Annotated in this window: 20 protein-coding genes; 5 read left to right on the top strand and 15 right to left on the bottom strand. The window is 63.2% G+C overall.

The window, feature by feature from the left end; genetic code table 11:
• Position 1: 1 nt before the first annotated feature.
• Positions 2 to 877 carry a LysR substrate-binding domain-containing protein gene (locus HBR94_RS04495; protein WP_057959238.1) on the bottom strand — a complete coding sequence of 292 codons (876 nt, stop codon included), beginning with the start codon at positions 875 to 877 and terminating at the stop codon, positions 2 to 4.
• A gap of 150 nt (positions 878 to 1,027) precedes the next feature.
• Between HBR94_RS04495 and HBR94_RS04500 the strand changes: the two genes are divergently transcribed.
• On the top strand, positions 1,028 to 2,554 hold the full coding sequence (locus tag HBR94_RS04500) for an MFS transporter (protein WP_057440823.1): 1,527 nt from the start codon (positions 1,028 to 1,030) through the stop codon (positions 2,552 to 2,554).
• A 34-nt stretch (positions 2,555 to 2,588) separates the two neighbouring features.
• Here the strand turns inward: HBR94_RS04500 and sohB are convergent, their stop codons facing one another.
• Entirely contained in the window at positions 2,589 to 3,611 is a 1,023-nt protein-coding gene (sohB, locus tag HBR94_RS04505; protein ID WP_057959237.1) for a protease SohB, read from the bottom strand.
• Between the two features lie 361 nt (positions 3,612 to 3,972).
• Here sohB and HBR94_RS04510 point away from each other — a divergent pair, with 361 nt between their 5' ends.
• The 3 genes from HBR94_RS04510 (at position 3,973) to HBR94_RS04520 (ending at position 6,603) form a co-directional block, all read left to right on the top strand.
• Positions 3,973 to 4,683: a histidine phosphatase family protein gene (locus tag HBR94_RS04510; protein WP_170044255.1), complete on the top strand. Its 711-nt coding sequence runs from the start codon at positions 3,973 to 3,975 to the stop codon at positions 4,681 to 4,683.
• A gap of 56 nt (positions 4,684 to 4,739) precedes the next feature.
• Complete coding sequence (locus HBR94_RS04515) at positions 4,740 to 5,054, top strand: SCP2 sterol-binding domain-containing protein (protein WP_057440819.1); 315 nt, start codon at positions 4,740 to 4,742, stop codon at positions 5,052 to 5,054.
• Between the two features lie 178 nt (positions 5,055 to 5,232).
• On the top strand, positions 5,233 to 6,603 hold the full coding sequence (locus HBR94_RS04520) for a VOC family protein (RefSeq protein ID WP_169960892.1): 1,371 nt from the start codon (positions 5,233 to 5,235) through the stop codon (positions 6,601 to 6,603).
• 147 nt (positions 6,604 to 6,750) lie between these two features.
• Here the strand turns inward: HBR94_RS04520 and HBR94_RS04525 are convergent, their stop codons facing one another.
• The 8 genes from HBR94_RS04525 to HBR94_RS04560 form a co-directional block, all read right to left on the bottom strand.
• Complete coding sequence (locus tag HBR94_RS04525; RefSeq protein WP_032857259.1) at positions 6,751 to 6,990, bottom strand: DUF465 domain-containing protein; 240 nt, start codon at positions 6,988 to 6,990, stop codon at positions 6,751 to 6,753.
• Positions 6,991 to 7,068: 78 nt separating this feature from the next.
• The gene (locus tag HBR94_RS04530; RefSeq protein WP_169960893.1) at positions 7,069 to 9,606 is read right to left on the bottom strand and encodes an excinuclease ABC subunit UvrA; all 2,538 of its coding nucleotides are present in this window, start codon (positions 9,604 to 9,606) and stop codon (positions 7,069 to 7,071) included.
• A 57-nt stretch (positions 9,607 to 9,663) separates the two neighbouring features.
• Positions 9,664 to 11,793: a PAS domain-containing hybrid sensor histidine kinase/response regulator gene (locus tag HBR94_RS04535; RefSeq protein ID WP_115128452.1), complete on the bottom strand. Its 2,130-nt coding sequence runs from the start codon at positions 11,791 to 11,793 to the stop codon at positions 9,664 to 9,666.
• 135 nt (positions 11,794 to 11,928) lie between these two features.
• Positions 11,929 to 15,027, bottom strand: coding sequence for an error-prone DNA polymerase (locus HBR94_RS04540; protein WP_346342834.1), 3,099 nt, complete (start codon positions 15,025 to 15,027; stop codon positions 11,929 to 11,931).
• Positions 15,003 to 16,418, bottom strand: coding sequence for a DNA polymerase Y family protein (locus tag HBR94_RS04545; RefSeq protein ID WP_170044257.1), 1,416 nt, complete (start codon positions 16,416 to 16,418; stop codon positions 15,003 to 15,005). The genes HBR94_RS04540 and HBR94_RS04545 overlap by 25 nt, the downstream gene beginning before the upstream one ends.
• A 7-nt stretch (positions 16,419 to 16,425) precedes the next feature.
• Entirely contained in the window at positions 16,426 to 17,037 is a 612-nt protein-coding gene (gene imuA / locus HBR94_RS04550; RefSeq protein ID WP_057959230.1) for a translesion DNA synthesis-associated protein ImuA, read from the bottom strand.
• Positions 17,037 to 17,654, bottom strand: a complete 618-nt coding sequence (gene lexA, locus HBR94_RS04555; RefSeq protein ID WP_057440807.1) for a transcriptional repressor LexA — start codon at positions 17,652 to 17,654, stop codon at positions 17,037 to 17,039. The genes imuA and lexA overlap by 1 nt, the downstream gene beginning before the upstream one ends.
• Before the next feature lie 79 nt (positions 17,655 to 17,733).
• Entirely contained in the window at positions 17,734 to 18,702 is a 969-nt protein-coding gene (locus HBR94_RS04560) for a Gfo/Idh/MocA family oxidoreductase (RefSeq protein ID WP_170044258.1), read from the bottom strand.
• Between the two features lie 138 nt (positions 18,703 to 18,840).
• Here HBR94_RS04560 and HBR94_RS04565 point away from each other — a divergent pair, with 138 nt between their 5' ends.
• Entirely contained in the window at positions 18,841 to 19,203 is a 363-nt protein-coding gene (locus tag HBR94_RS04565; protein WP_057959228.1) for an NUDIX hydrolase, read from the top strand.
• 3 nt (positions 19,204 to 19,206) lie between these two features.
• Here HBR94_RS04565 and HBR94_RS04570 read toward each other — a convergent pair whose 3' ends face one another.
• From HBR94_RS04570 to HBR94_RS04590, 5 genes are all read right to left on the bottom strand, one after another.
• The gene (locus HBR94_RS04570) at positions 19,207 to 19,455 is read right to left on the bottom strand and encodes a DUF1652 domain-containing protein (RefSeq protein WP_057440802.1); all 249 of its coding nucleotides are present in this window, start codon (positions 19,453 to 19,455) and stop codon (positions 19,207 to 19,209) included.
• A gap of 462 nt (positions 19,456 to 19,917) precedes the next feature.
• Complete coding sequence (locus HBR94_RS04575) at positions 19,918 to 20,247, bottom strand: hypothetical protein (protein WP_057959227.1); 330 nt, start codon at positions 20,245 to 20,247, stop codon at positions 19,918 to 19,920.
• Positions 20,248 to 20,409: 162 nt separating this feature from the next.
• Positions 20,410 to 22,887, bottom strand: a complete 2,478-nt coding sequence (locus tag HBR94_RS04580; RefSeq protein ID WP_170044259.1) for a TonB-dependent siderophore receptor — start codon at positions 22,885 to 22,887, stop codon at positions 20,410 to 20,412.
• A gap of 102 nt (positions 22,888 to 22,989) precedes the next feature.
• A complete protein-coding gene (locus HBR94_RS04585; RefSeq protein WP_170044260.1) occupies positions 22,990 to 23,934 on the bottom strand; it encodes a FecR family protein in 945 nt (314 codons plus the stop codon).
• Positions 23,934 to 24,476, bottom strand: a complete 543-nt coding sequence (locus HBR94_RS04590; protein WP_057959224.1) for a sigma-70 family RNA polymerase sigma factor — start codon at positions 24,474 to 24,476, stop codon at positions 23,934 to 23,936. The genes HBR94_RS04585 and HBR94_RS04590 overlap by 1 nt, the downstream gene beginning before the upstream one ends.
• Positions 24,477 to 24,601 lie beyond the last annotated feature (125 nt).

Here is a 24,601-nt window from a genome sequence, read left to right on the forward strand (position 1 = left end):
GCTACGGGGTGGGGTTGTGTTTGATGTGCTGGATATACCGCGCCACCGCCGGGGCTTTTTCAAAGCGCCGGTAGATCAGCGACAGCCACGACGACGCATCGCTGCCCTGGAGGGTGCGGTAGTGCACACCCGGCAAGCTGACATGCCCCACCACCGACTCCGGCACCACCGCCACGCCCTGCCCCAGGGACACCAGGGCAATCACCGCCACCAGGCCTCCCGGCTGCGGCCCCAGGCGCGGGGCATACCCGCCTTGCGCGGCCACCTGCAAGGTGCCGCTGATTTGCTCGGGCAGGATGAAGGTCTCGTTCTGCAAATGCTCGCAGGTGATCGCCTTCAAGCCCAGCAGCCACGAGCCCTGTGGCAGCGCCAGGACAAAACCCTCACTGCCCAGGCGTAGCGCCTCCACGCCGTCGGGCAGGGTCATGGGTGAGCGAATGTAGCCAATGTCGTAGCGCCCTTCGGCCACCAGCCCCGGCAACAGGGCCATGGGGCTTTCCCGCACACTGAGGCTGACATCGGCAAACTCCGCACAAAACCCCTGCACCTGACGTTGCAACACGCCGGAATACACCGCCGACGCCACATAGCCCAACTCGATATGGCCGATCTCGCCACGCCCGGCGCGCTGGGCATTGCGCTGGGCGAACTCGAACTGGCGCACGGTGGCTTCAGCTTCACCCAGCAACGCGCTGCCCGCCTCGGTCAGGCTGACATCCCGCTGACGCCGGATAAACAGGCGGGTACCCAGGGCGCGCTCCATATCCTGGATCTGTCGGCTCAAGGTGGGTGGGGCAATATCCAGTTGCTCGGCGGCCCGCGTGAAGTTGCGGTGCCGGGCAACGGCCAGGAAGTAGCGGAAATGACGTATTTCCATCGCAGGATTAGCTCAAAGGTAATGATGTGCTTCGCCTCGGCTAACAGAATCATTGGGCGCCGACGATAAGCTCACAGGACATCCACAGTAGAGAGTCCACCTGATGCCCGTCAAATCCGTCTTGCCTGTTGCCTGTCAGGTAATCCTGCCATGAGCCGGGTCAGCCCCCGCCTTACCCTGTTGACCGCCTCCGGGGTCTGTTCGTTGATTGTCCTCGACACCAACATCGTCGCCGTGACCCTGCCGACCATTGCTCGCGACCTGGGCGCCAATTTCGCCGATATCGAATGGGTAGTCAGCGCCTATATGCTGGCGTTCGCCGCCCTGCTGCTGCCAGCCGGGAGCATTGCCGACCGCTTCGGCCGCAAGAAAACCCTGGTGTGGGGCCTGGGGATTTTTATTCTCGCCTCCCTGGGCTGTGGCGCCGCGCCCAGCGTGCTGCTGCTGGATATCGCCCGTGCCGTGAAGGGTGTCGGTGCAGCGTTGCTGCTGACCTCGGCCCTGGCCTCCATCGGCCATGCCTTTCACGATGACCTGGAACGGGCCAAGGCCTGGGCATTCTGGGGCGCCTGCATGGGCGTGGCGATGACCGCCGCGCCGACCCTTGGCGGCCTGATTACCCACTACATGGGCTGGCGCTGGATTTTCTACCTCAACCTGCCGGTGGGTCTGGCCTTGCTCGCACTGGTCCTGCACGCCATCCCGGAATCGCGCGACAGCCAATCGGCGCGCCTCGACCCCTGGGGCAGCCTGACCTTCAGCGCCAGCCTGCTGTGCCTGATCTGGGGCCTGATCGAAGCCAATCGCATCGGCTGGGACAACCCGCTGACCTATGCGCGGCTGCTCGGCGGCGCGTTGCTGCTGGGCCTGTTTGTGTGGGTGGAGCGCTTGCAGCGCCGGCCCATGGTGGACCTGCAACTGTTCCAGTACCCACGGTTTATCGGGGCCTTGCTGGGGATGTTTGCCTATGCCGGGTGTGCCCAGGTGATGATGACGCTGCTGCCGTTCTACCTGCAAAACGGCCTGGGGTTTTCCGCGATTGCCTCGGGCTTGGGGATGTTGCCGTTTGCCCTGACCATGCTGATCTGCCCGCGGATCGGCGCACGCCTGGCCAGCCGCTTCGCCCCCGCGACCATGATGGCGGCCGGCCTGGCCCTGGTGGGCAGCGGCAACCTGCTCAGCGCCTGGGCGGTGAATGTCGGCGGTTATCTGCCGTTCGCCCTGGCGATTGCAGTGACTGGCGCCGGGGCCGGCCTGCTCAATGGCGACACCCAGAAAAACATCATGGCCTGCGTGCCAAGGGACCGCGCGGGCATGGCATCGGGCATGAGCACCACGATGCGTTTCAGCGCGATCATGTTGGCGATTGGGGTGTATGGCGCGCTATTGGCCAGCCATAGCGAGTATCTGCTGCAAACCAGCCTTGGCACGCAATGGCAGGCCCAGGTACCGGGGATTGCCTCGCGGGTGGTGGCCGGGGATATGCCAGCGGCCATGGCACTGCTGCCGGAATCGGCGCAGGGATGGGTGCAACCCTTGGCGTGGCAAGCGTTTGTCGGCGGGTTTGCCAGGGTGTTGTGGGTGGCGGGGCTATTGGGGCTGCTGGGGGCGCTGGTGGTGGGCCTGCTGATGAGGCATCCGATTCCACTGCTGCAGGATCGACGCGATCCCCTGTAGGTGCCGGCTTGCCGGCGCCTACAGGGTGGGTGAGTTACCAGAAACGCTGTTGAGTCAGGCGGCTCCACCAGGTCAGCAGCACCCGGTCCACCGAGCCGCTGGCCGCCAGGCCCACCCGCTCCTGCAGGCTTTTACGCTCGGCATAGTGCAGGTGGAACAACTCGGCGGTCTTGGCCTTGGTGGCCAGGTATTCGTCACTGGTCTGCAGCGCGTCTACCAACTGCTTGTCCAGCGCCGCGACGCCCAACCAGACTTCGCCGGTAGCCACTTCATCAATCGCCAGTTGCGGGCGATAGCGCGACACGAAGTTCTTGAACAGTTGATGGGTGATATCCAGGTCTTCCTGGAACTTCTCCCGGCCCTTCTCGGTGTTTTCGCCAAACACCGTCAGGGTGCGCTTGTACTCGCCAGCGGTGAGTACTTCAAAGTCGATATCGTGCTTTTTCAGCAGGCGGTTGACGTTGGGCAACTGGGCCACCACGCCAATCGAGCCGAGGATGGCAAACGGTGCGCTGATGATCTTCTCGCCGATGCACGCCATCATGTAGCCGCCGCTGGCCGCGACCTTGTCGATGCACACCGTCAACGGCACGCCCGCCTCGCGGATCCGCGCCAATTGCGAGGACGCCAGGCCATAGCTGTGGACCATGCCACCGCCGCTTTCCAGGCGCAGTACCACTTCGTCCTTGGGCGTGGCCAGGCTCAGCAGCGCAGTGATTTCGTGGCGCAGGCTGTCGGTGGCCGACGCCTTGATGTCCCCGTCAAAATCCAGCACAAACACCCGTGGCTTGGCTTCGGGGGTTTTCTTCTGTTTTTTCTCGGCCTTGCCCTGGGACTTGCGCAGGGCCTTGAGCTGATCCTTGTCGAGCAGGGTCTGCTCCAGGCGCTCGCGCAGGCCTTTGTAAAAGTCATTGAGCTTGCTGACCTGCAACTGCCCGGCATTCTTGCGCCGGCCCTTGCTGCGCAACGCCGCAAAACTGATCAGCACCACCAGGATGGCGACGACCAACGTGACGGTTTTAGCCAGAAAACTTGCATACTCAGCCAAAAACTCCATGGGACTCCTTACAGAAACGGTGCGCCAGGCGCGATTGCCCCAGCATACCGATGGGACGGCCGGTGAGCCAGAGCTGAAACCCCTTGAAACGGGCCTCTCAAGGCTCATGCTCGTGAAAGGATCCAACAAACACCGCTAAACCCTGTGGGAGCTGTCGAGCCTTGGCGAGGCCGCGATAGCGGTGGGCCAGGCAACATCTCTGCTCACAGTGCCGCTGCCATCGCAGCCTCGCCAAGGCTCGACAGCTCCGACACGGATATCGGCCTCTAACGGGCTTTTAAAACAAGCGTATGTTTTTTCATTGACAGCTTCCCGGCATCCTCATAACCTCGCCAGACTTTCAACGTACCGGGTGACGGACGTGGGCAGCATCTATTTGATTCGACATGGCCAGGCCTCCTTCGGTGCAGACGACTATGATGTCCTGTCGCCCGTGGGTGTGCAGCAGGCGCAGATACTGGGCAGCCATCTGGCAGACCTGGGCCTGACGTTCGACCGCTGTGTGTCGGGCGACCTGCGGCGCCAGCAGCACACGGCCAATGCCACGTTCGAGTCCATCGGCGCCCAGGGCTTGCCGGTGCCGCCCCTGGAAATCGACAGTGCCTTCAACGAATTCGACGCCGACGCGATCATCCGCGCCCTGCTCCCGGACCTGCTCGACAGCGAGCCCGAAGCCCTGGATATCCTGCGCAACGCCCAGCATAACCGTGGCGAGTTCCAGCGTATCTTTGCCCTGATCATCGAACGCTGGCTGAGCGGCACCTACGACACCCCCGGCCTGGAAAGCTGGCTGGGGTTTGTCGAGCGCGTCCAGGGTGGCCTGCAGCGCCTGCTGGAGACTGCCGACAGTTCCCACAAGATCGCCGTATTTACTTCTGGCGGCACCATCACCGCCCTGCTCCACCTGATTACCCGCATACCTGCCACCCAGGCTTTCGAGCTGAACTGGCAGATTGTCAACACTTCGCTCAACCACTTGAAGTTCCGTGGACGCGAAGTGGCACTGGCTTCCTTCAACAGCCATACCCACTTGCAACTGTTGAAGGCGCCGCAGCTCATCACCTTCCGATGAATTGCGGCCAACCGTGACCCCAAGGTCACTGGCACCACCCATAAAAGGATCGAACCATGACTGACGTAGCTAAAGCCGTAGAAGCAATGAAAGCCAAATTCAACCCAGCCGCTGCCGACGGCCTGGACCTGGTGTTCGGTTTCCGTATCGACGAGAGCCAGAACTTCTCCCTGATCGTCAAGGACAACACCTGCGAACTGCAAGAAGGCGTGAACCCTGACGCCCAGGTAACTCTGGTGATGGACGCTGAAACCATGAAAGGTATCGTCAGCGGCGAAACCGACGGCATGCAGGCCTTCATGGGCGGCAAACTGCGCGCCGAAGGCGACATGATGCTGGCGATGAAACTGAGCGAACTGTTCCCGGCCTGATCCAGGGCAACCTGGGTTGACCAATCCCGCCTACCAGGCGGGATTTTTGTGTGTGCCTGTGGCGCTCATTCATTTGCAGAATGAAGTCCAGAGGAATCTTCGTTTGCGCCCTCGGGCAGCGCCCAACAAAATCTGGCTTACGGCCCACACCACCGTTACCGCAGCCAGGAATTTTTCTATGCCTACCCCGCGCTTTATCAGCCCCGATACCATCCGCAAAGACTTCTCCAAGGCCATGTCCGACATGTACCGCGAGGAAGTGCCGCTGTATGGCGCGCTGCTGGAGTTGGTGGCCGAAACCAATGCCCGGGTGCTGGCGAGCGATCCAGACCTGGCGCAGCAACTGCAGCACACCGGCGAAATCCAGCGCCTGGACATGGAGCGCCACGGCGCCATCCGCCTGGGCAGCGCCTATGAGCTGGCAACCATCAGCCGCCTGTTTGCAGTAATGGGCATGCACCCGGTGGGTTACTACGACCTCACCCCGGCCGGCGTGCCGGTGCATTCCACGGCCTTTCGCGCCGTGCATGAAAGCGCCTTGCAGACCAGCCCGTTCCGGGTCTTCACCTCGCTGCTGCGCCTGGAGCTGATCGAAAACCTTGAACTGCGGGCCTTTGCCGAATCAGCCCTGGCCAAGCGCTCCATCTTCACCCCACGGGCCCTGGCCCTGATCGAACAGGCCGAAGCCGACGGCGGCCTGAATGCCAGCGATGCCCAGGCCTTTATCCAGCAAGCCCTGGAAACCTTTCGCTGGCACCACACCGCCACGGTCAGCGCGGCCCAGTACCAGCAACTCAGCGACCAGCACCGGCTGATTGCCGACGTGGTGGCCTTCAAGGGCCCGCATATCAATCACCTGACCCCACGCACCCTGGACATCGACCGCGTACAAGCCGACATGCCCGGCAAAGGCATCACCCCCAAAGCCGTGATCGAAGGCCCACCCCGCCGCCAATGCCCGATCCTGCTGCGCCAGACCAGTTTCAAGGCCCTCGACGAAGCCATTGCCTTTACCGATGCCAGGGGCAGCCACAGCGCACGCTTTGGCGAAATCGAACAACGTGGCGTGGCCCTGACACCCAAGGGCCGGGCGCTCTATGACCAACTGCTCAACGCCGCGCGGGACGAACTGGGTGCCTTTCCCAATGAAGCCAACGCCCAGCGCTATACCGAACTGATGGCACAGCACTTCCAGGCCTTCCCGGATAACCATCGGGCCATGCGCGAGCAAGGTTTGGCGTACTTTCGCTACCGAGTGACCGACAAGGGCCGTGCCGCCGAGAAGGACGCGCCACAGAGTCTGGACGCGTTGATCGAGGCGGGTTACGTCGATATCGAACCGTTGGTGTATGAAGATTTTCTGCCGGTCAGCGCGGCGGGGATTTTCCAGTCGAACCTGGGCGATGCGGCGCAGAGTCACTACGCGGCCAACGCCAACCAGGCTGAGTTTGAACAGGCTCTGGGCCGCCAGACTCTTGATGAGTTGCAGCTGTATGCAGACACCCAGCAGCGCTCGATCGACGCCTGCCTGCAGGTGCTGCGCACCTAGAAAAAGAGTTCGCCCGACACCACAACGCATTCCATGCGCAGTCAACGTGCCCCAGGGTCGGGCGAACGGTTGGGATAATAGGCAGTGGCGGGGTTGTTGTCCTTGGGGCAATTCTGAACAAATATGGACCCCCTCCCCCAGCGTTGGCTAATGCCCCTTGGTCTGCTCCAGTTGTTCGACGATTTTATCTTTGATCAACAGGCGTTTCTTCTTCAGGTTCTCCACATCATCGTCATTGGCACTTGCAGATTCAGCCTCCAGCACCTCCTTGTCGGCAACGTCATACTGGGTGAGCAATACATCCAACCGATGGTGGCTTGCCCGACGCTGCTGGACATCCTCCTTGCTCAACCCCAAATCCTGATAAAGATCATGTTTCACTGGCATGAAGTACCTCCGCAAGTTAATCAATGACTGGTCCACCTTGAAGCTAGCCCATCCAGGGGTCTCTTGTCATGCCCAAGGTCAATTCCCTTGCCCCAGCTCGCGTGCGAGGAAGGGGGCGGTGCGGCTGGTTTGGTTCTGGGCGAGGTGCTGTGGCGTGCCGCTGGCGACGACGTTGCCGCCCTGGTCGCCGGCGCCTGGGCCGATGTCGATGACCCAGTCGCTCTGGGCCACCACGCGCATTTCGTGTTCGACCACAATCACTGTGTGACCGGCATCCACCAGGTGGTTGAGTTGCAGCAGCAGGCGGTCGACATCACGGGGGTGCAGACCGGTGGTGGGCTCGTCGAGGACATACAGGGTTGCGCCCCGTGCGGTACGTTGCAGTTCGGTGGCCAGTTTGATCCGCTGGGCCTCGCCACCGGACAGCTCGGTGGCCGGCTGGCCCAGGCGCAGGTAGCCCAGGCCGATGTCGCGCAGGACCCGCAACGCGCGCAGCACGCTGGGTTGTTCGGCGAAGACGTCCACCGCCTGCTCAACGGTCAAGCCCAGCACCTGGGCAATGTTCAGGCCCTGCCAGGTAATCGCCAGGGTCTGGGGGTTGTAGCGCGCGCCGTGACAGGTCGGGCAAGGTGCGTAGACGCTGGGCATAAACAACAATTCGACGCTGACAAACCCCTCACCCTCGCACTTCGGGCAACGACCCTTGGCGACGTTGAAGGAGAACTGTCCGGCATCGTAGTGGTGTTTTTTTGCCGCTGGGGTGGCGGCGAACAGCTTGCGCACGTTATCGAACAGGCCAGTGTAGGTCGCGAGGTTGGAGCGTGGGGTGCGGCCAATGGGCTTCTGGTCCACCTGCACCAACCGGCGGATCTGCTCCAGGCCCGCGCGGATGCGGCCACTGCTGGTTTGCGGCGCCGGGTCTTCGAGGTCGGGCTCGTCGTCGCTGACCACCACCCGACCCAGCCCCTCACCCACCAGGTCCAGCAGGGCCTGGCTGACCAGGCTGGATTTACCCGAGCCGGAAATCCCCGTCACAGCAGTAAAACAGCCCAGGGGAAAGTCCACGCTCACCTCGTCGAGGTTATTGCGGCTGACCCCTTCCAGGCTGAGCCAGCCGCTCGGCGCACGGCGCGAGGTGTTCAGCGGGCGCGGCTCGGCAAACAGGTATTCGCGGGTCTGTGATGCTGCAATCTGTGCCAGGCCTGCCGGTGGGCCGCTGTACAGCACCTGGCCACCCTGCTCGCCCGCCGCCGGGCCGACGTCGATCAACCAGTCGGCACGGCGCATGGTTTCCAGGTCGTGTTCCACCACAAACAGTGAATTGCCGGCGGCTTTCAGGCGCTCCAACGCCGTGAACAGGGCTTCGCCATCCGCCGGATGCAAGCCGGCCGACGGTTCGTCCAGCACATAGATCACGCCGAACAGTTGCGAGCCCAGTTGCGTCGCCAGGCGCAGGCGCTGCAATTCGCCAGAGGACAGGGTTGGCGTGCTGCGCTCCAGGGACAGATAGCCCAGGCCCAGGTCGGTCAGGGTGCTGACCCGCTCCAGCAAATCCTGGGCGATGCGCTGGGCGGCCAGGCGTTTTTCCACCGAGAGTTTTACCCGACCCTTGCCCTCGGCCACCGGGCGCAGGAGCTGCGCCAGTTGCAACAATGTCAGTTGCGACAGCTCGCCAATATCCACCCCGGCAAACTTCACCGACAACGCGGCCTTGGTCAGGCGCTTGCCCTCGCACAAGGGGCACGGGCTGCCTTGCATAAATTGCGCGACACGCTTTTTCATCAGCGCGCTCTGGGTGTGGGTGAAGGTGTGCAGAATGTAGCGACGGGCGCCGCTGAAAGTACCCTGGTAGCTGGGTTCGAGTTTGCGCTTGAGGGCCTCGCGGGTCTGCTCCGGGGTCAAGCCGGCATACACCGGCACCGTGGGCGTGTCCTCGGTGAAGAGGATCCAGTCGCGCTGTTTTTTCGGCAGCTCGCGCCAGGGGATATCGACGTCATAACCCAGGGTCACAAGGATGTCCCGCAGGTTTTGCCCCTGCCAGGCCAGCGGCCAGGCAGCGACCGCCCGCTGGCGGATGGTCAGGGACGGATCGGGCACCATCAGTGCCTCGGTCACTTCATACACGCGGCCCAGGCCGTGGCACTGCGGGCAGGCGCCCTGGGGCAGGTTCGGCGAGAAGTCTTCGGCATACAGCATCGGCTGCCCCGGCGGATAACTGCCGGCACGGGAATAGAGCATGCGGATCAGGCTGGACAAGGTGGTCACGCTGCCCACCGACGAGCGCGTGCTCGGCGTGCCCCGCTGCTGTTGCAGGGCCACGGCCGGCGGCAGCCCCTCGATGGAGTCCACATCCGGCACGCCCACCTGGTCAATCAGGCGCCGGGCATAAGGCGCGACCGACTCGAAGTAACGCCGCTGCGCCTCGGCGTACAACGTGGAAAACGCCAGGGAGGATTTGCCCGACCCCGAGACCCCGGTGAACACCACCAGAGCATCCCGTGGGATGTCCACATCAACATTGCGCAGGTTATGTTCCCGGGCGCCGCGCACCCGGACAAAACCGGGGCGCGCGGCCAGAAGATCAGTGGCAGGCGGCAAGTGGCGCGATGAAGTCATGGTCAACCTTATAAGAGTCAGCGGTCCAGGGGTGGATCCGGCAACAGGGGTAAACGTTCAATCGCAGTAGCTCACCTGCGTGGTCAATACCGAGCGTACCTGTCGCGCCAGTTCCTCGGGGCTGTAGGGCTTGCCCAGCAGATGAATGTCGTTGCCCAGCAGGTGGTCGCTGGAAAGAATGTCACGGGTATGCCCGGAGGTGAACAGTACTGCAATGGGCGGCTGTTGCGCCTTGGCCCAGGTGGCCAGGTCGGTACTTTTGATCCGCCCCGGCATGACCACATCGGTGAAGATCAGGTCCGGCCGCAAGCCGGTGCGCAGCATCAGCATGGCGTCATCGCCATCGGTGGCAGTGAGTACCGTGTAGCCGGCCTGTTGCAGCAGTTCCACCGCTGCGCCGCGGACGCCTTCGTTGTCCTCCACCACCAGGATGGTTTCCCGGCCGCCTTCCTGCTGCTCCACCTGGTCGGGCGCTTCCTGGCTTTCCGGCTCAAGGCTGTGGGGGAAGTACATCTGCACCAGGGTGCCCTGGCCTGGCTCGCTGCTGATCTGCACATGCCCGCCACTTTGCTTGACGAAGCCAAACACCATGCTCAAGCCCAGGCCGGTGCCGTGACCGTCAGGCTTGGTGGTAAAGAACGGCTCGAAGACCCGCTGCAGCACCGCCGGCGACATGCCGGCCCCCGTGTCGCTGACCGACAGGCGCACATATTCGCCGGGGGCAATCCCGTTGCGGCTGCCATCTTCGGGCGACAACGTGATGTTTTCACCGGTGATGCGGATCACCCCCTCGCCCTTCATCGCATCCCGGGCGTTGATCGCCAGGTTGAGCACGGCGTTTTCCAGTTGATTGCGATCGACATGGATGCACCACGGGTCTTGCGGCAACTGCACATCAATCTGGATGGTTTCCCCCAGGGCCCGCTGCAGCAACTCACCCAGGCCTTCATAAATGCGCCGCGGGTTGAACACCGCCGGTGACAGTGGCTGGCGCCGGGCAAAGGCCAGCAGTTGCGAGGACAGCTTGGCACCGCGCTCGACGGCCGCCAGGGCAGCACCGACGCGCCGTTGGACCTGGGCGTTATCGCGCTCATGGCGGGCCAGCAGGTGCAGGTTGCCGGCAATCACCTGCAGCAGATTATTGAAGTCATGGGCCACGCCCCCCGTCAGCCCGCCAATGGCCTCGAGCTTTTGCGACTGGCGTAACTGCTCCTCGGCGGCCGAGCGCGCCTGGACTTCGGCGGCGACGCGCTGCTCCAGGTTATGGGTGAGCTTGAGCAGAGACTCTTCAGCGATCTTGCGCACATGGATATCAATGATCACCCCGGGAAAGCGCAACGGCTGGCCGCCCGCGTCCAGCTCGCAACGCCCGCTGGCCAGTACCCACAGATAGCTGGCGTCCGGGCGTCGCACGCGAAACTCGACGTTATATGGCCCACCCGTCGCCAGGGTCTGGGCAATCAGGCGGTTGACCCGCGCCAGGTCGTCGGGGTGGATGGCCTGGGTGGCGACTGCAATGGAAACACCCCGCTCCACGTCGTCCATGGACAGGCCCAGGGTACGGGCGAAACGCTCGTCGCCCGAGAGGCGATCCGGCAGCACATCCCAGACAAACGACCCCAGCAACGCCCCGGCATTGAGGGCCAGCTGCAAGCGTTCGTCCGCCACCCGGTAAGCCCCCTCGGCTTCCTGGCGCAAACGCTCGGACAGCACATGCTCGGTGGTTTCCACAACGATCGCCAACACGCCGGCCGGATGCTGGTCGTCGCCGGCCACCGGGCTGTAATAGAGGTCCAGCCACAAATCCTCGGGGCGGCCATTGCGCAGCAGCATCAAGGCCTTGTTGCGATAGGACAAGGTGCCACCGGCCAGGCAGGTGTCCATGACATGCCGGTTGAACTCGGCCACTTCCGGCCAGCCCTGCTCGACCGGCACCCCCAGCAAAAACGGGTGGCGCCCGCCGGCAAACACCGAATAGCTGTCGTTGTAGATCATGTACCCGGCGCGGCCCCAGAGCATCACCATCGGCACTGGCGAAGCGAGGAGCATCTGCACCGCGCAGGTCAGGCTGGTGGACCAAGTGTCAATGGGCCCCAGGTCAGTGGTGGACCAGTCAAAGGCACGAATCCTTTGGGCCATTTCACCGCCCCAACCGTCACAGCCGTAGGTATTGGATAGAAATTGCATGGATCAGCTCAGTGCAGAGAGAGGACAGTCGCCAATGTTGGAGCATAGCCGGGCGCGATGGTTTCACTGTGTAGAAGAACCATTGCAGGAGCCGGCTCCCACAGGAGAGACGATTAGGTCGGTGCGCCCTACCCGTCAGTGGAAATCCCGGCTACGCACGCTGATCCCCGCCAACAGCGGCGTCAGGTCGCTCAAGCGGCCGGCGATCAAATGGCGGACTTCGCCCACCGCCTCCCAGCGCCCATCCACCTTGAGCAGCCGTGAGCCCACCAGCACCTGGCGCTGACGCTCGGCCAGCTCACGCCAGACCACCACGTTGAGGTTGCCAAACTCATCTTCCAGGGTCACGAAGGTCACGCCACTGGCCGTGCCCGGGCGCTGGCGCCCGGTGACCAGGCCGGCAACGCTGACATTGCGTCCGTGCTCCACCACCTGCAATTCCTGTGAACTGCGGCAGCGCCGCGCACGCAGTTGATCACGCAACAGCGCCAGGGGATGGGGCCCCAGGGTGGTGCCCACACTGGCATAGTCGGCATACAGGTCCTCACCGACACTGGGAGCCGGTAGTTGCACCGCCTCCTCCTGCGGGCTCGACACCCCGGCAAACAACCCCAACTGTTGCTCCACCCCGGCCACGTCCCAGCGTGCCCGGTGCCGGTGCCCGGCCAACTGGCGCAAGGCCCCGGCATCGGCCAGCAGTTCCTGGGCACGGCTGTCCAGTTGGGCGCGCTCGCCCAGGTCGGCGATCCCGCAAAACCCAGCGACCTGGCGGGCGGTTTCGATACGCCGGCCATCCTCTTCGCGAAAGCCGCTGATCATGCGCAAGCCCATGCGAATCGCCGGCTGCTGGCCGTCAATGGGTTCCAGGCTGCAATCCCAGTCACTGGCGGTCACGTCCACCGGGCGAATCTGCAAATGATGGCGACGCGCATCCTGCAGGATCTGATCCGGGCTGTAGAAGCCCATGGGCCAGCTGTTGATCAGGGCACAGGCGAACGCCGCCGGTTCATGGCATTTGAGCCAGCAACTGGCATAGGTCAGCAAGGCGAAACTGGCCGCATGGGACTCAGGAAAACCATAGCTGCCAAAGCCCTTGATCTGCTCGAACACCTGGGCGGCGAAGGTTTCGCTGTAACCGTTCTTGAGCATGCCGTCGCGCAGCCGCTGGCGATGGGGCTCCAGACCGCCATGGCGCTTCCAGGCGGCCATCGAGCGGCGCAACTGGTCAGCTTCGCCGGGTGTGTAGTGCGCCGCGACAATGGCGATCTGCATCACTTGCTCCTGGAACAGCGGGATACCCAGGGTGCGCTTGAGTACCGCCTCCAGCTCGGGCGATGGATAGGTCGTGGGCTCTTCCTTGTTCCGCCGGCGCAGGTACGGATGCACCATGCCGCCCTGGATCGGCCCTGGGCGCACGATGGCCACCTCGATCACCAGGTCATAGAACGTCTTGGGTTTGAGTCGGGGCAGCATGGACATTTGCGCCCGGGATTCGATCTGGAACACGCCGATGGTGTCGGCGCGGCTGATCATTGCGTAGGTCGCCGCATCCTCCGAGGGCACCGTCGCCAGCGTCAGGTCGAGGTGACGATGGCGGCGCAGCAGGTCAAAACAGCGGCGGATCGCGCTGAGCATACCGAGCGCGAGGATATCCACCTTGAGCAGGCCCACGGCGTCCAGGTCGTCCTTGTCCCACTGGATGATGGTGCGCTCGGCCATGGCGGCGTTTTCCACGGGCACCAGGGTGTCCAGCGGCTGCTCGGAAATCACGAAACCGCCGGGGTGCTGGGACAGGTGACGCGGGAAGCCGATCAGTTGCTGGGTCAGGCCCAACACCCGCCGCAATACCGGGCTGTCCGGGTCGAAACCGCCTTCGCGCAGGCGCTCCAATGGCGGCGCTTCATCGCTCCAGCGCCCACAGCAATCGGCCAGGGCATTGACCTGATCCGGTGGCAGGCCCAGGGCCTTGGCCACATCACGCACCGCGCCGGCACCGTGGTAGCTGCTGACCACTGCGGTCAAGGCCGCGCGGCGCCGGCCATAGCGCTGGAACACGTATTGCAGCACCTCTTCACGACGCTCGTGTTCGAAATCCACGTCGATGTCCGGTGGCTCGTTGCGTTCCCGGGACAGGAAGCGCTCGAACAGCATGTTCATGCGGCTGGGGTCGATTTCGGTGATACCCAGGGCAAAGCACACTGCCGAGTTGGCCGCCGAGCCACGGCCCTGGCAGAGGATCGAACGGCTGCGGGCGAAGCGCACGATGTCGTGCACCGTCAAAAAGTAGCTTTCGTAGCCCAGCTCGCTGATCAACTCCAGCTCATTATTGATCTGCTCCAGAGTCTTGGCTGCTACCCCCTCGGGCCAGCGCCGGGCAATGCCTTCTTCGGTCAAGGCACGCAGCCAGGATTTTGGGCTCTGCCCTTCTGGCACCAGCTCCCTGGGGTATTGATAGCGCAACTGGCTCAGGTCGAAGCTGCAACGGCGGGCGATGTGCAGCGATTCTTCGAGCAAGTGCGCCGGATACAGCGCACCCAGGGCCTCCAGGCTGCGCAGGTGCCGCTCGCCATTGGGGTGCAGGCGCTGGCCAGCTTGCGCCACCGGCAGGTGGTGGCGGATCGCGGTCATGGTGTCCTGCAAGGCACGCCGGCTGCGCACATGCATATGCACATCGCCACAGGCCACGGCCGGCAGGTGCAGGTCGGCGGCCAGTTGCAGGCGTTGCGCCAGGCGGTGGGCATCATCCTGGGCGCAATGCAGCTCTACCGCCAGCCATAGCCGCCCGCTGAAGGTTTCGCACAACCATTGGCCGTCGGCAGGTGTGTCGCCCTCCTCGGCCAGCCACAGCACCAGCAGCCCCGGTACCGGCTCGGCAAAGTCTTCGCGTAACAGGCGGTACTGGCCTTTTGCGGCACGGCGCCGGGCCTGGGTGATCAGTCGGCACAGGTGTTGGTAGCCCTGCAGGTTTTCCACCAGCAGCACCAGTTTCGGGCCGTTTTCCAGGCGCACCTCACTGCCGACGATCAACCCCAGCCCAACCTCCTTGGCCGCCTGCCAGGCCCGCACGATGCCGGCCAGGGTGCATTCGTCGGTGATTGCCAGGGCCTGATACCCCTGCTGTTTGGCGCGCTCGAACAACTCGCGGGCACTGGACGCGCCGCGCTGGAAGCTGAAGTTCGACAGGCAGTGCAGCTCGGCGTAGCCCTCCATCATGCAAACCAGCCTTGCAGCCACAGCCCGGCGCTGTCACCCACGGTGCGATAGGCCCAGCCTTGCTGCCCGCTGCGAGTGCGCACCAGGTAGTAATCGCGGCGGATATCCGCGCCATCCCACCAACCGGACTCGATGCGCTCCGGGCCCAGCAGGATCTGCAGGCCCTGCTCGGCGAGCAGAGTCGGTTCATGGAGCAGCCAGCCAGGGCGTTGCACCGGGCTCAAGGCCGGGCAGGCACGGCTGTCGGCGCCCGGCAGCCAGGCGCACTCGGGACGATGGTCGGCATGAAAACGCAAGCCCTGCACCGCCTCATCCCCCAGGCGCGCGCGCAGACGCTCGCGCAATTGCACCCAGGGCAGGGTTTGCTGCGGGCGCTCGTCGAACAGGTCCTGGCGCTGCGGTACAAACACCGGCAAGTCTTCGGCCAGCAGGCGCAGGCCACGCACCGGCGCCGCCACTTGCACCTGCTCCAGGCGGCCACGGGCCAGTTCAAACAGCATCGAGGGTTCGCGCTCGGCACTGAGCAGGCCCACCTGGATCACGCTGTCGGGCGCCTCGGCATGCTCCAGGTGCAGGGCAAAACGCTGCACGCCACTGTCGCGGCCACAAAGGAACGCCGCAAGGTCGCCGGTCAGGCGCCGCAAGGGAAACAGCAGCGCCTGGTGGGACTGCACATCGAAATTCAACTCGATGCGCAGATCAAAACGATCCGGCGGCTGATAAAAATCCAGGGCCAGTGGCCGTTGCCCGGTCAAGGCATCCAGGTGCTTGAGCACCCCCGCGTCGAAGCGCCTGGCCAGGGTATGCCGGGGCAACGCCTGCAGCTGGGCCAGGGTCCGCAGGCCCATGCGCGACAAGGCCGTGGCGGCTTGCGGGTCGAGGCCGACGCGATCAATCGGCATCGACCCAAGGGCGTGCTGTAAACCCTCGACATCGGCCACCGCCAGGCCATCGTAGGCATTGGCCAACACCCGCGCAGCGGCCGGGTTGGGGGCGGCGACGATACGGTGGCGAAAACCCAGGGCGGTCAGTTCCTCGCGCAAGCGTGCTTCCAGCAGCGGCCACGGCCCGAACAGGCCCAGGCTCGATTCGATTTCAAACAACAAGGCCCGCGGATAGAACACGCTGACCTGGGAACTGAAACGGTAGGCCCAGGCCGCGAGCAATTGCTGGCAGCGCTCGATATCCACCGGGTCGTATTCGACGCAGGTAAAAGCCTTGGTCAGGGCATGGGCCGCCGTCAGGGATTGGCCGGGCCGCAAGCCCAGGGCACGTGCAGCGGCATTGACGGTTTGCAACACCCGGCGTTGCGGCGGGCCGGCCAACAACGCCAAGGGTTGGTCGGGTTCGGGACGCTGACGCAAGACCCCGTCCAACGCCAATTGCGGGAAGACAATGCACACCCAGCGCATACCAACCTCAGTGCCCGCTGGCCAGGGCAATCGGCGCGGGATGGGCGAGGCCGCCCCGACACTTGAGCACCCGCACCTGGCTCGGTTCGACGGCCAGGCGCAGGGCGGCCGGTGACGGGTTGATCGCCTCGCTCAGGGCCCGCCAGGCAAACGCCAGGGTCTGGCCGGTTTCGGCGGCCACCTGCAAACGGCGCAAGGCCCGGTCATCGGCCTTGTGCGGCCAGCACAGCACCGCGCCGCAACTGCCGGAGCGCAGGCATTGCTCGGCCGCCCACAAGGCATCGCGTTCATCGGCCTGGATCACCGAGAGCTGGCGCAGGTCCACCCCGGCGTTCTGCCAGGCGTGGGGGTATGGGGTATACGGCGGCGCCACCAGCACAATCCGCTCGCCGGCCGCCGACAGCCGCGCCAGGGTTGGCCAGACCAGTCGCAGCTCGCCCACCCCCTGCTGGGCCACAAGGATTTCACTCAAGGCCGCCTCCGGCCAGCCACCGCTGGGCAACACCGCATCCAGGGCCGCCAGCCCGGTGGGGTGCACACTGGCCGGCGGCGCAGCCGGCCGCCCCTTCCACACCCGCCCGCCATTGAACAGCGAGTCCAGCGCAACCACGGCGCCCATCAACCTTGCCTCACCAGGCCACAGAACACGCCTTCGATGGCCAAGTCCTGGTCGGCACGAACCACAATAGGTTGATAGGCAGGATTGCGCGGCAACAGGCGCACACTGTGGCCCACTCGCTCGAAACGCTTGATGGTGACTTCGCCGTCCAGGCGCGCGACCACGATCTGCCCGTTCAGCGCCTCGGCACTGCGTCGTACGCCCACCAGGTCGCCATCGAGAATGCCGTCCTCGATCATCGAGTCCCCCTGAACCCGCAGCAGGTAATCCGGGACCCGGGCGAAGGTCGCCGGATCGAGCATCAGCCGCGTGTGCACTTCGGCGTCGGCGCCGATGGGCAGGCCGGCGGCCACGCGGCCCAGCACAGGGACCTCCAGCCACTCAGGCCGCGCCGGTTGATTGAGCAGGCGAATCCCCCGGGCCTGGTTCGGGTTGACCTCGATAAACCCGGCTTCGGTCAGCGCCAGCACGTGTTTGCGCGCCACACTGCGCGAAGCAAAACCAAAGGCCTCGGCGATCTCGGCGAGGCTGGGGGGCTGACCTTGCTGCGCGATACGCTCGCGGATGAAGTTCAGGATGGCGGAACGGCGGGGAGTGAGAGTCGTCATGGAGTACATTTGTACTCCTGCGGGAAATTCCTGACAATAGCCGCCAGTCAGACCAACACCTTGCCGGCTCCGACAAGGGTGGGCGGCGTCAGGGCTTGCGCTGCAACACCCGATCCATGATGCGGTCGGTCTTCAGGGCCTCGATCGCCAGTGCCGGGTGCACACTCTCGCCGCGAATATGCGCGTTCATGCCCAGCACGTGGTGCCACTGGATATGGGGATGATGGGCAATATGCAGGGTTTCGCTGACCTCGGCTGCAAGTTGCAACGGCTGCTCGTCGAACACGGAAAAACTGATGCGCCCTTTACTGCCGATCAACTCGACCCGATCCTCGCGTCGGTCAGCCACAAAGTTCCAGCAGCCCATCCCCAGCGCGCCCGAGCTGAAGCTCCAGCAGGCGGTGACCGCATCTTCCGCCGCATAGCGCCCGGCCTGGCGCGCGGTATAACCCGTGACCTCGACAATATCCCCTACCAGGTACTGGAACAGGTCGAAGCCATGGCTGGCGAGGTCGGCAAAATAACCACCGCCGGCAATCGCCGGATCGGTACGCCAGTTGCTCGCGTTGGTGTCCGTGGGCGATGGCGGCTTGCACAACGTCCAGTTCAGCTGCCGCAACTCGCCGATGCGCCCCTCTTGCAGCCAGGCACGCACCTGCTGGAAGCGCGGCAGGGAGCGGCGGTAATAGGAAACAAACAGATGCAGCCCGGCCCGCTCGAAGGTGCGCTGCATCAAGGCGCTCTGCTCGGCATTCAGCGCCATCGGCTTTTCGACACAACAATGCTTGCCCGCCGCTGCCACCAGCAGGCTGTATTCCAGGTGGCTGTCGGGGGGCGTAGCGATGTACACCGCATCCACTTCGGGGTCATCAATCAGCGCCTGGGCATCTGTGTAAAACCGGGCAATCCCATGGCGTGCCGCATAATCGCGCACGGCTTCCTCACGGCGCCCCATCACGGCCACCAGGGCCGAGCCTGGCGCTTTGTAGAAAGCGGGTCCACTCTTGATTTCAGTAACACTGCCACAACCGATCATGCCCCAGCGGATGGTGCTCATATGACTTTCCTTCATCGGTACTTTTTCAGTCGGGCAGTATCAGCGTTTTCCTGCGCGGTCTCCAGCCTCCGCCTATAAAGACCCAGCATGACATTTGCATTACACTTTTGTGACTATCATCTTGCGGGGGCACAGACGATGAAAATACGCGCAACGGTGATTTGCGAAAGTGAGGGGCACATTCTGTTCGTGCGCAAGGCCAGGTCGAAATGGGCATTGCCCGGTGGCAAGGTCGAGCGCGATGAGCGCCCAGTCGGCGCGGCCGAGCGGGAGTTACAGGAGGAAACCGGGCTGAACGTGGATGGTTTGCTGTATCTGCAGGAGTTGAAGGCCAGTGACACGCTGCATCACGTGTTTGAAGCCTCGGTGGTGAACATCGACCAGGCCCGGCCCTGCAATGAAATCACCGACTGCCAGTGGCATGCCTATAGTGCCCTGGAGCAACTGGACACCACCGACGCCACCAAGCGCATTGTCCGCTCGTTTCTGCGCCGCCTCTGACGCCTAGCCGAATGCCGCAAACCCACGGCGCCCGGCCTTGAGTTCGGTGCGCAGTTCGCCAATCAGGTTGGAGATGGCACGGATGCTGTCCAGACCCTGGGGCGACACGCCGGTCAACAGCAGCTCGACGCGACCGGACTCCGGTTCGAAGACTCGGATGGTCAAGAAACCCTGGGGGTTGACACTACAATCGCACGACAGCGGGACGAAACCGGACGCCATGATGCGGCTCAACTCAGCGATCGGAATCATCCTGGGCACCCTTGCTCACACATGACGCGGTGGACGTGATCCATGCAGGGTAGATCAGGTTGTGCAACGCGTGTAGGCAATCCTACGAAAGTGTTAGCTACCCCACACTTTTCTGCGAAAGCGTTGGTGCACTGGCGCCAGAAAAACCACGGACGTTTATCTGCCAGGCAGGTATGAAGGTCAAATCGCGGGCAAAAAAAATCCCAAGTAGCTGATGGAAACTTGGGATTTAAAAATGCATAAACCGTGGGAGGTGAACGCCCGGCCATAATAACCATCGAGACAACCTGTAACAAGTTGATTATTAGCCTTTCGTCGGATTGAAACATCGCTAAGTCATTCAATAACCACACATTTTTCAGGGTTCGCGATATCTTTCGTGCCACTTTTTGGTGCGACTTCCAAACTTGCCGGGTTAAAACCCTAATAACTATCAGGTTAATAACCGAGTATGTAGCGTGTCTATTTACGCGCCCGTTTGTAGCGCACGCACTCTTCATAAAAGCTCGAACGAACAGCCGTCGGTTTGAGCCGCGAGGGGCTGTCATAGGTCTGCTCGGTGATCCCCATGGCCATCATGCGCATCCAGGACTTGTCGAACTTGTACCGCTGGATTTTCTGCCGCGCGGCATACAGCGAAACACCGGCCAACTTCAGCTCCTGGGCCCTGGCCGCCGTGCCCGCGCCCCAACTGCACATGTACCGATCCCCTTCGCGCAGCGTCTTGCCCTGGGCCGCCGCCGCCCCGCTCGCCAGGGCCAAGGCAATCAGCGTGATTTTTACGTTACGCATTGGCATCCCACCTAACCACCTGAAAATAAAAGTGATTTTGGCGAAACATCGGCCAGTTGGGGGCCATTAAAATGCCTTCTCGATGCATTTGAGTGAAATAAAAAGGTCAGCTCGAAACGAACTGACCTGTTCCGATACTGCTATGCAGAACGGTTTTTCAACTTACCACTGATACGTCGCACTGGCCTGCACCGTCCGTTGCGAGCCGTACCAGCACCACGAGTACGAATAGCAGGACGCCACGTACTCTTTATCCGCCAGGTTGGTGGCGTTCAGCGCCAGGCGCAGGTTGTCGCCCTGGGTATTGATGTGCGGGATGTCGTAGTGCGCCGACGCATCGAACAAGGTGTAGCCCGGAACCTTCAGGGTGTTGGCGGTATCGCCCCAGGACGAGCCGACATACCGCGCGCCTGCGCCCACGCCGAAGCCCTTGAGGTTACCGTCATGCAAGGTGTAGTCGGCCCACACCGAGGCGGTGTGGCGCGGCACAGCATAGGTCGTGGTGCCCTGGGTCGGCACGGCCGGGCCGACGCCAATGTCGGTGATCGGCGCATAGCGCACGGTGCTGTTGGATTTGCTGATGCGGTTATCGAGGTAGGCATAGGCCGCCGTGATATCCAGGTTGTCGTTGAGGCTGGCCTTGCCTTCGAGTTCAAAGCCACGGGAGCGCACTTCACCGTCCTGGACCTGGCAGCGACCATTGCCGCACAAGTGAGTTGGGTCCGGGTCCATGGTCGGTACGTTGTTCTGGCGCAGGTCGAAGATGGCCGCGGTGATAAAGCTGTTGCTGCCCGGCGGCTGGTACTTGATGCCGATTTCGTACTGTTTGCCTTCGGTGGGCTTGAACACCGAACCACCGTAGCCGGTGCCCGATTGCGGGGAGAAGGATTCGGAATAGCTGGCGTATGGCGCCAGGCCGTTATCGAAGAGGTAGACCACCCCCAGACGACCGGTGAAGGCTTTGCTGTCCAGGGAGGATTTGGTTTTCTTGCCGTCGGTCAAACTCAATGAGCTGTTATCCGTGCTGGCCCAGTCATAACGACCGCCCATCAACAGCACCCACTTATCCCACTTCGCCTGCTCCTGCAGGTACACGCCAGTCTGCTCGCTGCGCTGGGTGGCGTCGCTGGAAAATGCCGGGGTGGTGACTGGCGCGCCATATACCGGATCGAAAATATCCAGGTCCGGTCCCTTGCCGTAACCGGCCTTGGTATCGACGCTGGTGTTCTGGTAATCAAGCCCCATCAACAGCGTGTGCTGCACCGGGCCGGTGTCGAACTTGCCCTGCAACTGGTTATCCAGGTTGTAGGCATCCATGTCGACATCGGTGGCGATGGTCGAGCGGTTCAAGGTGCGGTAATCGGCCTGCAGGTTGCTGCTGTAGATACTGCGGTAGATCCCTTCGCTGCGCATATAGCGGGCGTTCTGGCGCACGGTCCAGACGTCGTCGAGGTGATGCTCGAAGGCATAACCGATGGAGTAATGCGCGCGGTCACTCTTCTCGAAGTTCTTCTCGCCGTCGTAGAAATCGACATCAATCTTGCGCCCCAGCGGGCTATGCAACACCGAGCCCCAGGCCGGCATCGAACCGTAGGAAGCGCCCTTGGGATCCTTCTGGAAATGCCCGAGCAGGGTCAGCGAGGTGTCCTCGTTCGGGCGCCAGGTGAAGGCCGAAGACAGGGATTGGCGGCGGGTCTCGGTGTGCTCGACCTGGCCGTCGGCATCATCGAACAAGCCGGCGACGCGGTAGGAGTACACCCCTTGCTCATCCAGCGGGCCGCTGAGATCGAAGGTGGTGCGCTTTTTGTTGAAGGTGCCGTACTCCACGCCCACTTCGTGAAAAGGCGTATCCAGCGGGCGTTTGGTGACCATATTGATCACGCCGCTGGGGCTGCCCTGGCCATACAACACCGAGGCCGGGCCGCGCAGGACCTCCACGCGCTCCAGGTCGAAGGCATCCTTTTGCGGCGAGGCATCGCGGCTCGACGCCACGCGCAGGCCGTCGAGGTAAGTCACCGGCGAGAAGCCGCGAATGGTCAACTGGTCCAGGCGCGAGGCAGTGGCGCCACGGGTTTCCGGGACGACCGCGGCGCTGTAGCGCAGGATCTGGTTGAGGCTCTCGGCATTCTGCGCGCGCATCTGGTCTTTGGTGACCACCGAGATCGACTGCGGGGTCTCGATCAGCGCGGTGTCGGTCTTGGTACCAGACAGGCTGCGCGTGGCCACATAGCCGGACACCGGGCCAATGGGGCTTTCACTTTGCTCGGCAGCACTGATGGTGGTGGCTTGCAACTCCACCGAGCCGTCCGCCTGGGGGATCGGCTCGATGCGATAGCGCTGGGCAGACAGCGCCTGGGCCCGCAAACCGCTACCCGCCAGCAACTGGGCGAGTGCCGCGTCGCTGCTCAACTGCCCGTTCAAACCGCTGTTGCGCTTGCCGCGGGTCAAGGCCGGATCAAAGGCCAGGACCAGCCCGGCCTGTTCGGCAAAGCCGTTGAGGGCCTGGCTCAGGTCACCGGCAGGGATCGAGAAATGGCTACTTTCATCAGCCCATGCGGTGTGAATGGTCAGGGGCACAGCGGCAAAAGCCATCGCCACTGACAGCGCCAGCGGGTGCAACGGACGAGCAAAGCGTGACATGAGAGGTCCTGGAAAAGAGGGTTCTATATTCCATGACGGCCATGTCGGGAAATCGGGTATGAATGAGACCGGTTTTTATTTGAACAGGTGTCTTCAGGCACATCAGAGGGGTTTGATCACCACCAGCAGGTCGGTGAAATGCTCCACTTTGATCGGCAGGTTATCCGCCAGGGTCGCCAGCGCTGCGTCGCTGTCATCGAGCTTGAACACCCCTGACACGCGCATGCCTTGCAACGCCTGGGGATCAAAACGCACCACGCCATGGCGATAGCTGGCCAGGGTTTGCAGGACCTCGCTCAACGGCCGGTCATCCACCGTGAGCAAGCCCCGGGTCCAGGCCGCCGGGTCGCCGCTGCCGACCGCTTGCGCTGGCTGGGCGTGGCCCTGCTTGAGGATCGCGCGCTGGCCTGCCATGACCTTCACCGCCTCGCTGTGATTGCCTTTGGCGGCCACCGTTGATTCGATCACCGTGACCACGGTCGAGCCATCCACCGCGCGCTGGACCAGGAAACGCGTGCCCAATGCGGTCGCCGTACCCTGGTCGGTACGCACCACAAATGGCCGCTGCGCATCCTTGGCCACCTCGACCCACATCTCGCCCTTGAGCAACTCGATTACACGCTGCTGGCCGTCGAATTTCACGTCCAGTGCCGAGTTGCTGTTGAGCTGCACCTGGCTGCCATCGGCCAGGACCACCTGGCTCCGTTCGCCGACGCCGGTACGTTGGTCGGCCATCCACAGTGGCAGTTGCTCGACGCTCGCCCAGCCGAGCACCAACACACCCAACAGCCCCAGGACCTGCCCGCCGCGCACAGCGTACCCGGGCTTGCGTGGGATGAAGGCTTGATTCAATGCCAGGCGTGCCGGTTCGGCAGGCAATTCATCGAAGCTGCCCCACAATGCCCCCATGCGCTCGAAAGCCACCCGATGGCGTGGGTCAGCCTCACACCACTCTTCAAATGCCTGGCGGTCAGCGGCGCTGACCTCCTCGTCATTGAGCAGCGCCAACCATTGCGCTGCCTCGCTGACAATCTGTTCGGCGGACATCAAAGCGGATCCGCGCCATGCAGCGTCTGGTAGCAATGCACCAGCGCGCTGGAGATGTAGTTTTTTACTGTGCTGGAGGAGACCTGGAGCTGGGCCGCGATTTCACTGTAGGTCAGGCCGTCCAGGCGACTGAGCAGAAACGCTTCGCGGGCCTTGTCCGGCAGGCCGGCGAGCATCAGCGCAATGCGTTCCAGGGCCTGCAGCGCGACATGAATGGTCGCCGGATCGGGCATGCCAGCGTCTTCGTACTGGATCGCCAGGGCTTGCATATAGGCTTTCTCGATCTTGCGTCGCCGCGCACCGTCAATCAGCAAGCGCCCGGCAGTGGTCGCGAGAAATGCCCGAGGCTCCTGAATATTGTGGGGCTCGGCCAGCAGCAACACCCGCACAAATGCATCCTGGGCCAGGTCCGCCGCATGCTGCGAACAGCCGAGTTTCTTGCGCAGCCAACCCTGCAACCAGGAATGGTGGTCGCTGTAGAGCGCGGTGAGTGTCTGCTGGCGGCGGGCTATATCACAATCGGCCACAGGAAAGTCATGCATGCGCAAAAGTTTCTCAAACAAGAAAGATTACCAATCGCGCAAACGATGACAGTAAAACGATGGCAGGGCAAGAGCTCGGCAACGAACCCCAGGCACATCCAGACCAGCTGTCCCCCACGGGTGCA

This window comes from Pseudomonas sp. WS 5412 (genome assembly GCF_012985615.1).
Taxonomy (GTDB): domain Bacteria; phylum Pseudomonadota; class Gammaproteobacteria; order Pseudomonadales; family Pseudomonadaceae; genus Aquipseudomonas; species Aquipseudomonas shahriarae.

What these genes read in the sequence shown, in the direction of transcription:
- HBR94_RS04535 (WP_115128452.1), bottom strand. Translation starts at nt 11,793, where the DNA reads ATGCAATTTCTATCCAATACCTACGGCTGTGACGGTTGGGGCGGTGAA.
- imuA (WP_057959230.1), bottom strand. Translation starts at nt 17,037, where the DNA reads ATGGGCGCCGTGGTTGCGCTGGACTCGCTGTTCAATGGCGGGCGGGTG.
- sohB (WP_057959237.1), bottom strand. Translation starts at nt 3,611, where the DNA reads ATGGAGTTTTTGGCTGAGTATGCAAGTTTTCTGGCTAAAACCGTCACG.
- lexA (WP_057440807.1), bottom strand. Translation starts at nt 17,654, where the DNA reads ATGTACTCCATGACGACTCTCACTCCCCGCCGTTCCGCCATCCTGAAC.
- HBR94_RS04570 (WP_057440802.1), bottom strand. Translation starts at nt 19,455, where the DNA reads ATGATTCCGATCGCTGAGTTGAGCCGCATCATGGCGTCCGGTTTCGTC.
- HBR94_RS04545 (WP_170044257.1), bottom strand. Translation starts at nt 16,418, where the DNA reads ATGCGCTGGGTGTGCATTGTCTTCCCGCAATTGGCGTTGGACGGGGTC.
- HBR94_RS04560 (WP_170044258.1), bottom strand. Translation starts at nt 18,702, where the DNA reads ATGAGCACCATCCGCTGGGGCATGATCGGTTGTGGCAGTGTTACTGAA.
- HBR94_RS04520 (WP_169960892.1), top strand. Translation starts at nt 5,233, where the DNA reads ATGCCTACCCCGCGCTTTATCAGCCCCGATACCATCCGCAAAGACTTC.
- HBR94_RS04530 (WP_169960893.1), bottom strand. Translation starts at nt 9,606, where the DNA reads ATGACTTCATCGCGCCACTTGCCGCCTGCCACTGATCTTCTGGCCGCG.
- HBR94_RS04525 (WP_032857259.1), bottom strand. Translation starts at nt 6,990, where the DNA reads ATGCCAGTGAAACATGATCTTTATCAGGATTTGGGGTTGAGCAAGGAG.
- HBR94_RS04515 (WP_057440819.1), top strand. Translation starts at nt 4,740, where the DNA reads ATGACTGACGTAGCTAAAGCCGTAGAAGCAATGAAAGCCAAATTCAAC.
- HBR94_RS04585 (WP_170044260.1), bottom strand. Translation starts at nt 23,934, where the DNA reads ATGTCCGCCGAACAGATTGTCAGCGAGGCAGCGCAATGGTTGGCGCTG.
- HBR94_RS04590 (WP_057959224.1), bottom strand. Translation starts at nt 24,476, where the DNA reads ATGCATGACTTTCCTGTGGCCGATTGTGATATAGCCCGCCGCCAGCAG.
- HBR94_RS04495 (WP_057959238.1), bottom strand. Translation starts at nt 877, where the DNA reads ATGGAAATACGTCATTTCCGCTACTTCCTGGCCGTTGCCCGGCACCGC.
- HBR94_RS04575 (WP_057959227.1), bottom strand. Translation starts at nt 20,247, where the DNA reads ATGCGTAACGTAAAAATCACGCTGATTGCCTTGGCCCTGGCGAGCGGG.
- HBR94_RS04565 (WP_057959228.1), top strand. Translation starts at nt 18,841, where the DNA reads ATGAAAATACGCGCAACGGTGATTTGCGAAAGTGAGGGGCACATTCTG.
- HBR94_RS04500 (WP_057440823.1), top strand. Translation starts at nt 1,028, where the DNA reads ATGAGCCGGGTCAGCCCCCGCCTTACCCTGTTGACCGCCTCCGGGGTC.
- HBR94_RS04580 (WP_170044259.1), bottom strand. Translation starts at nt 22,887, where the DNA reads ATGTCACGCTTTGCTCGTCCGTTGCACCCGCTGGCGCTGTCAGTGGCG.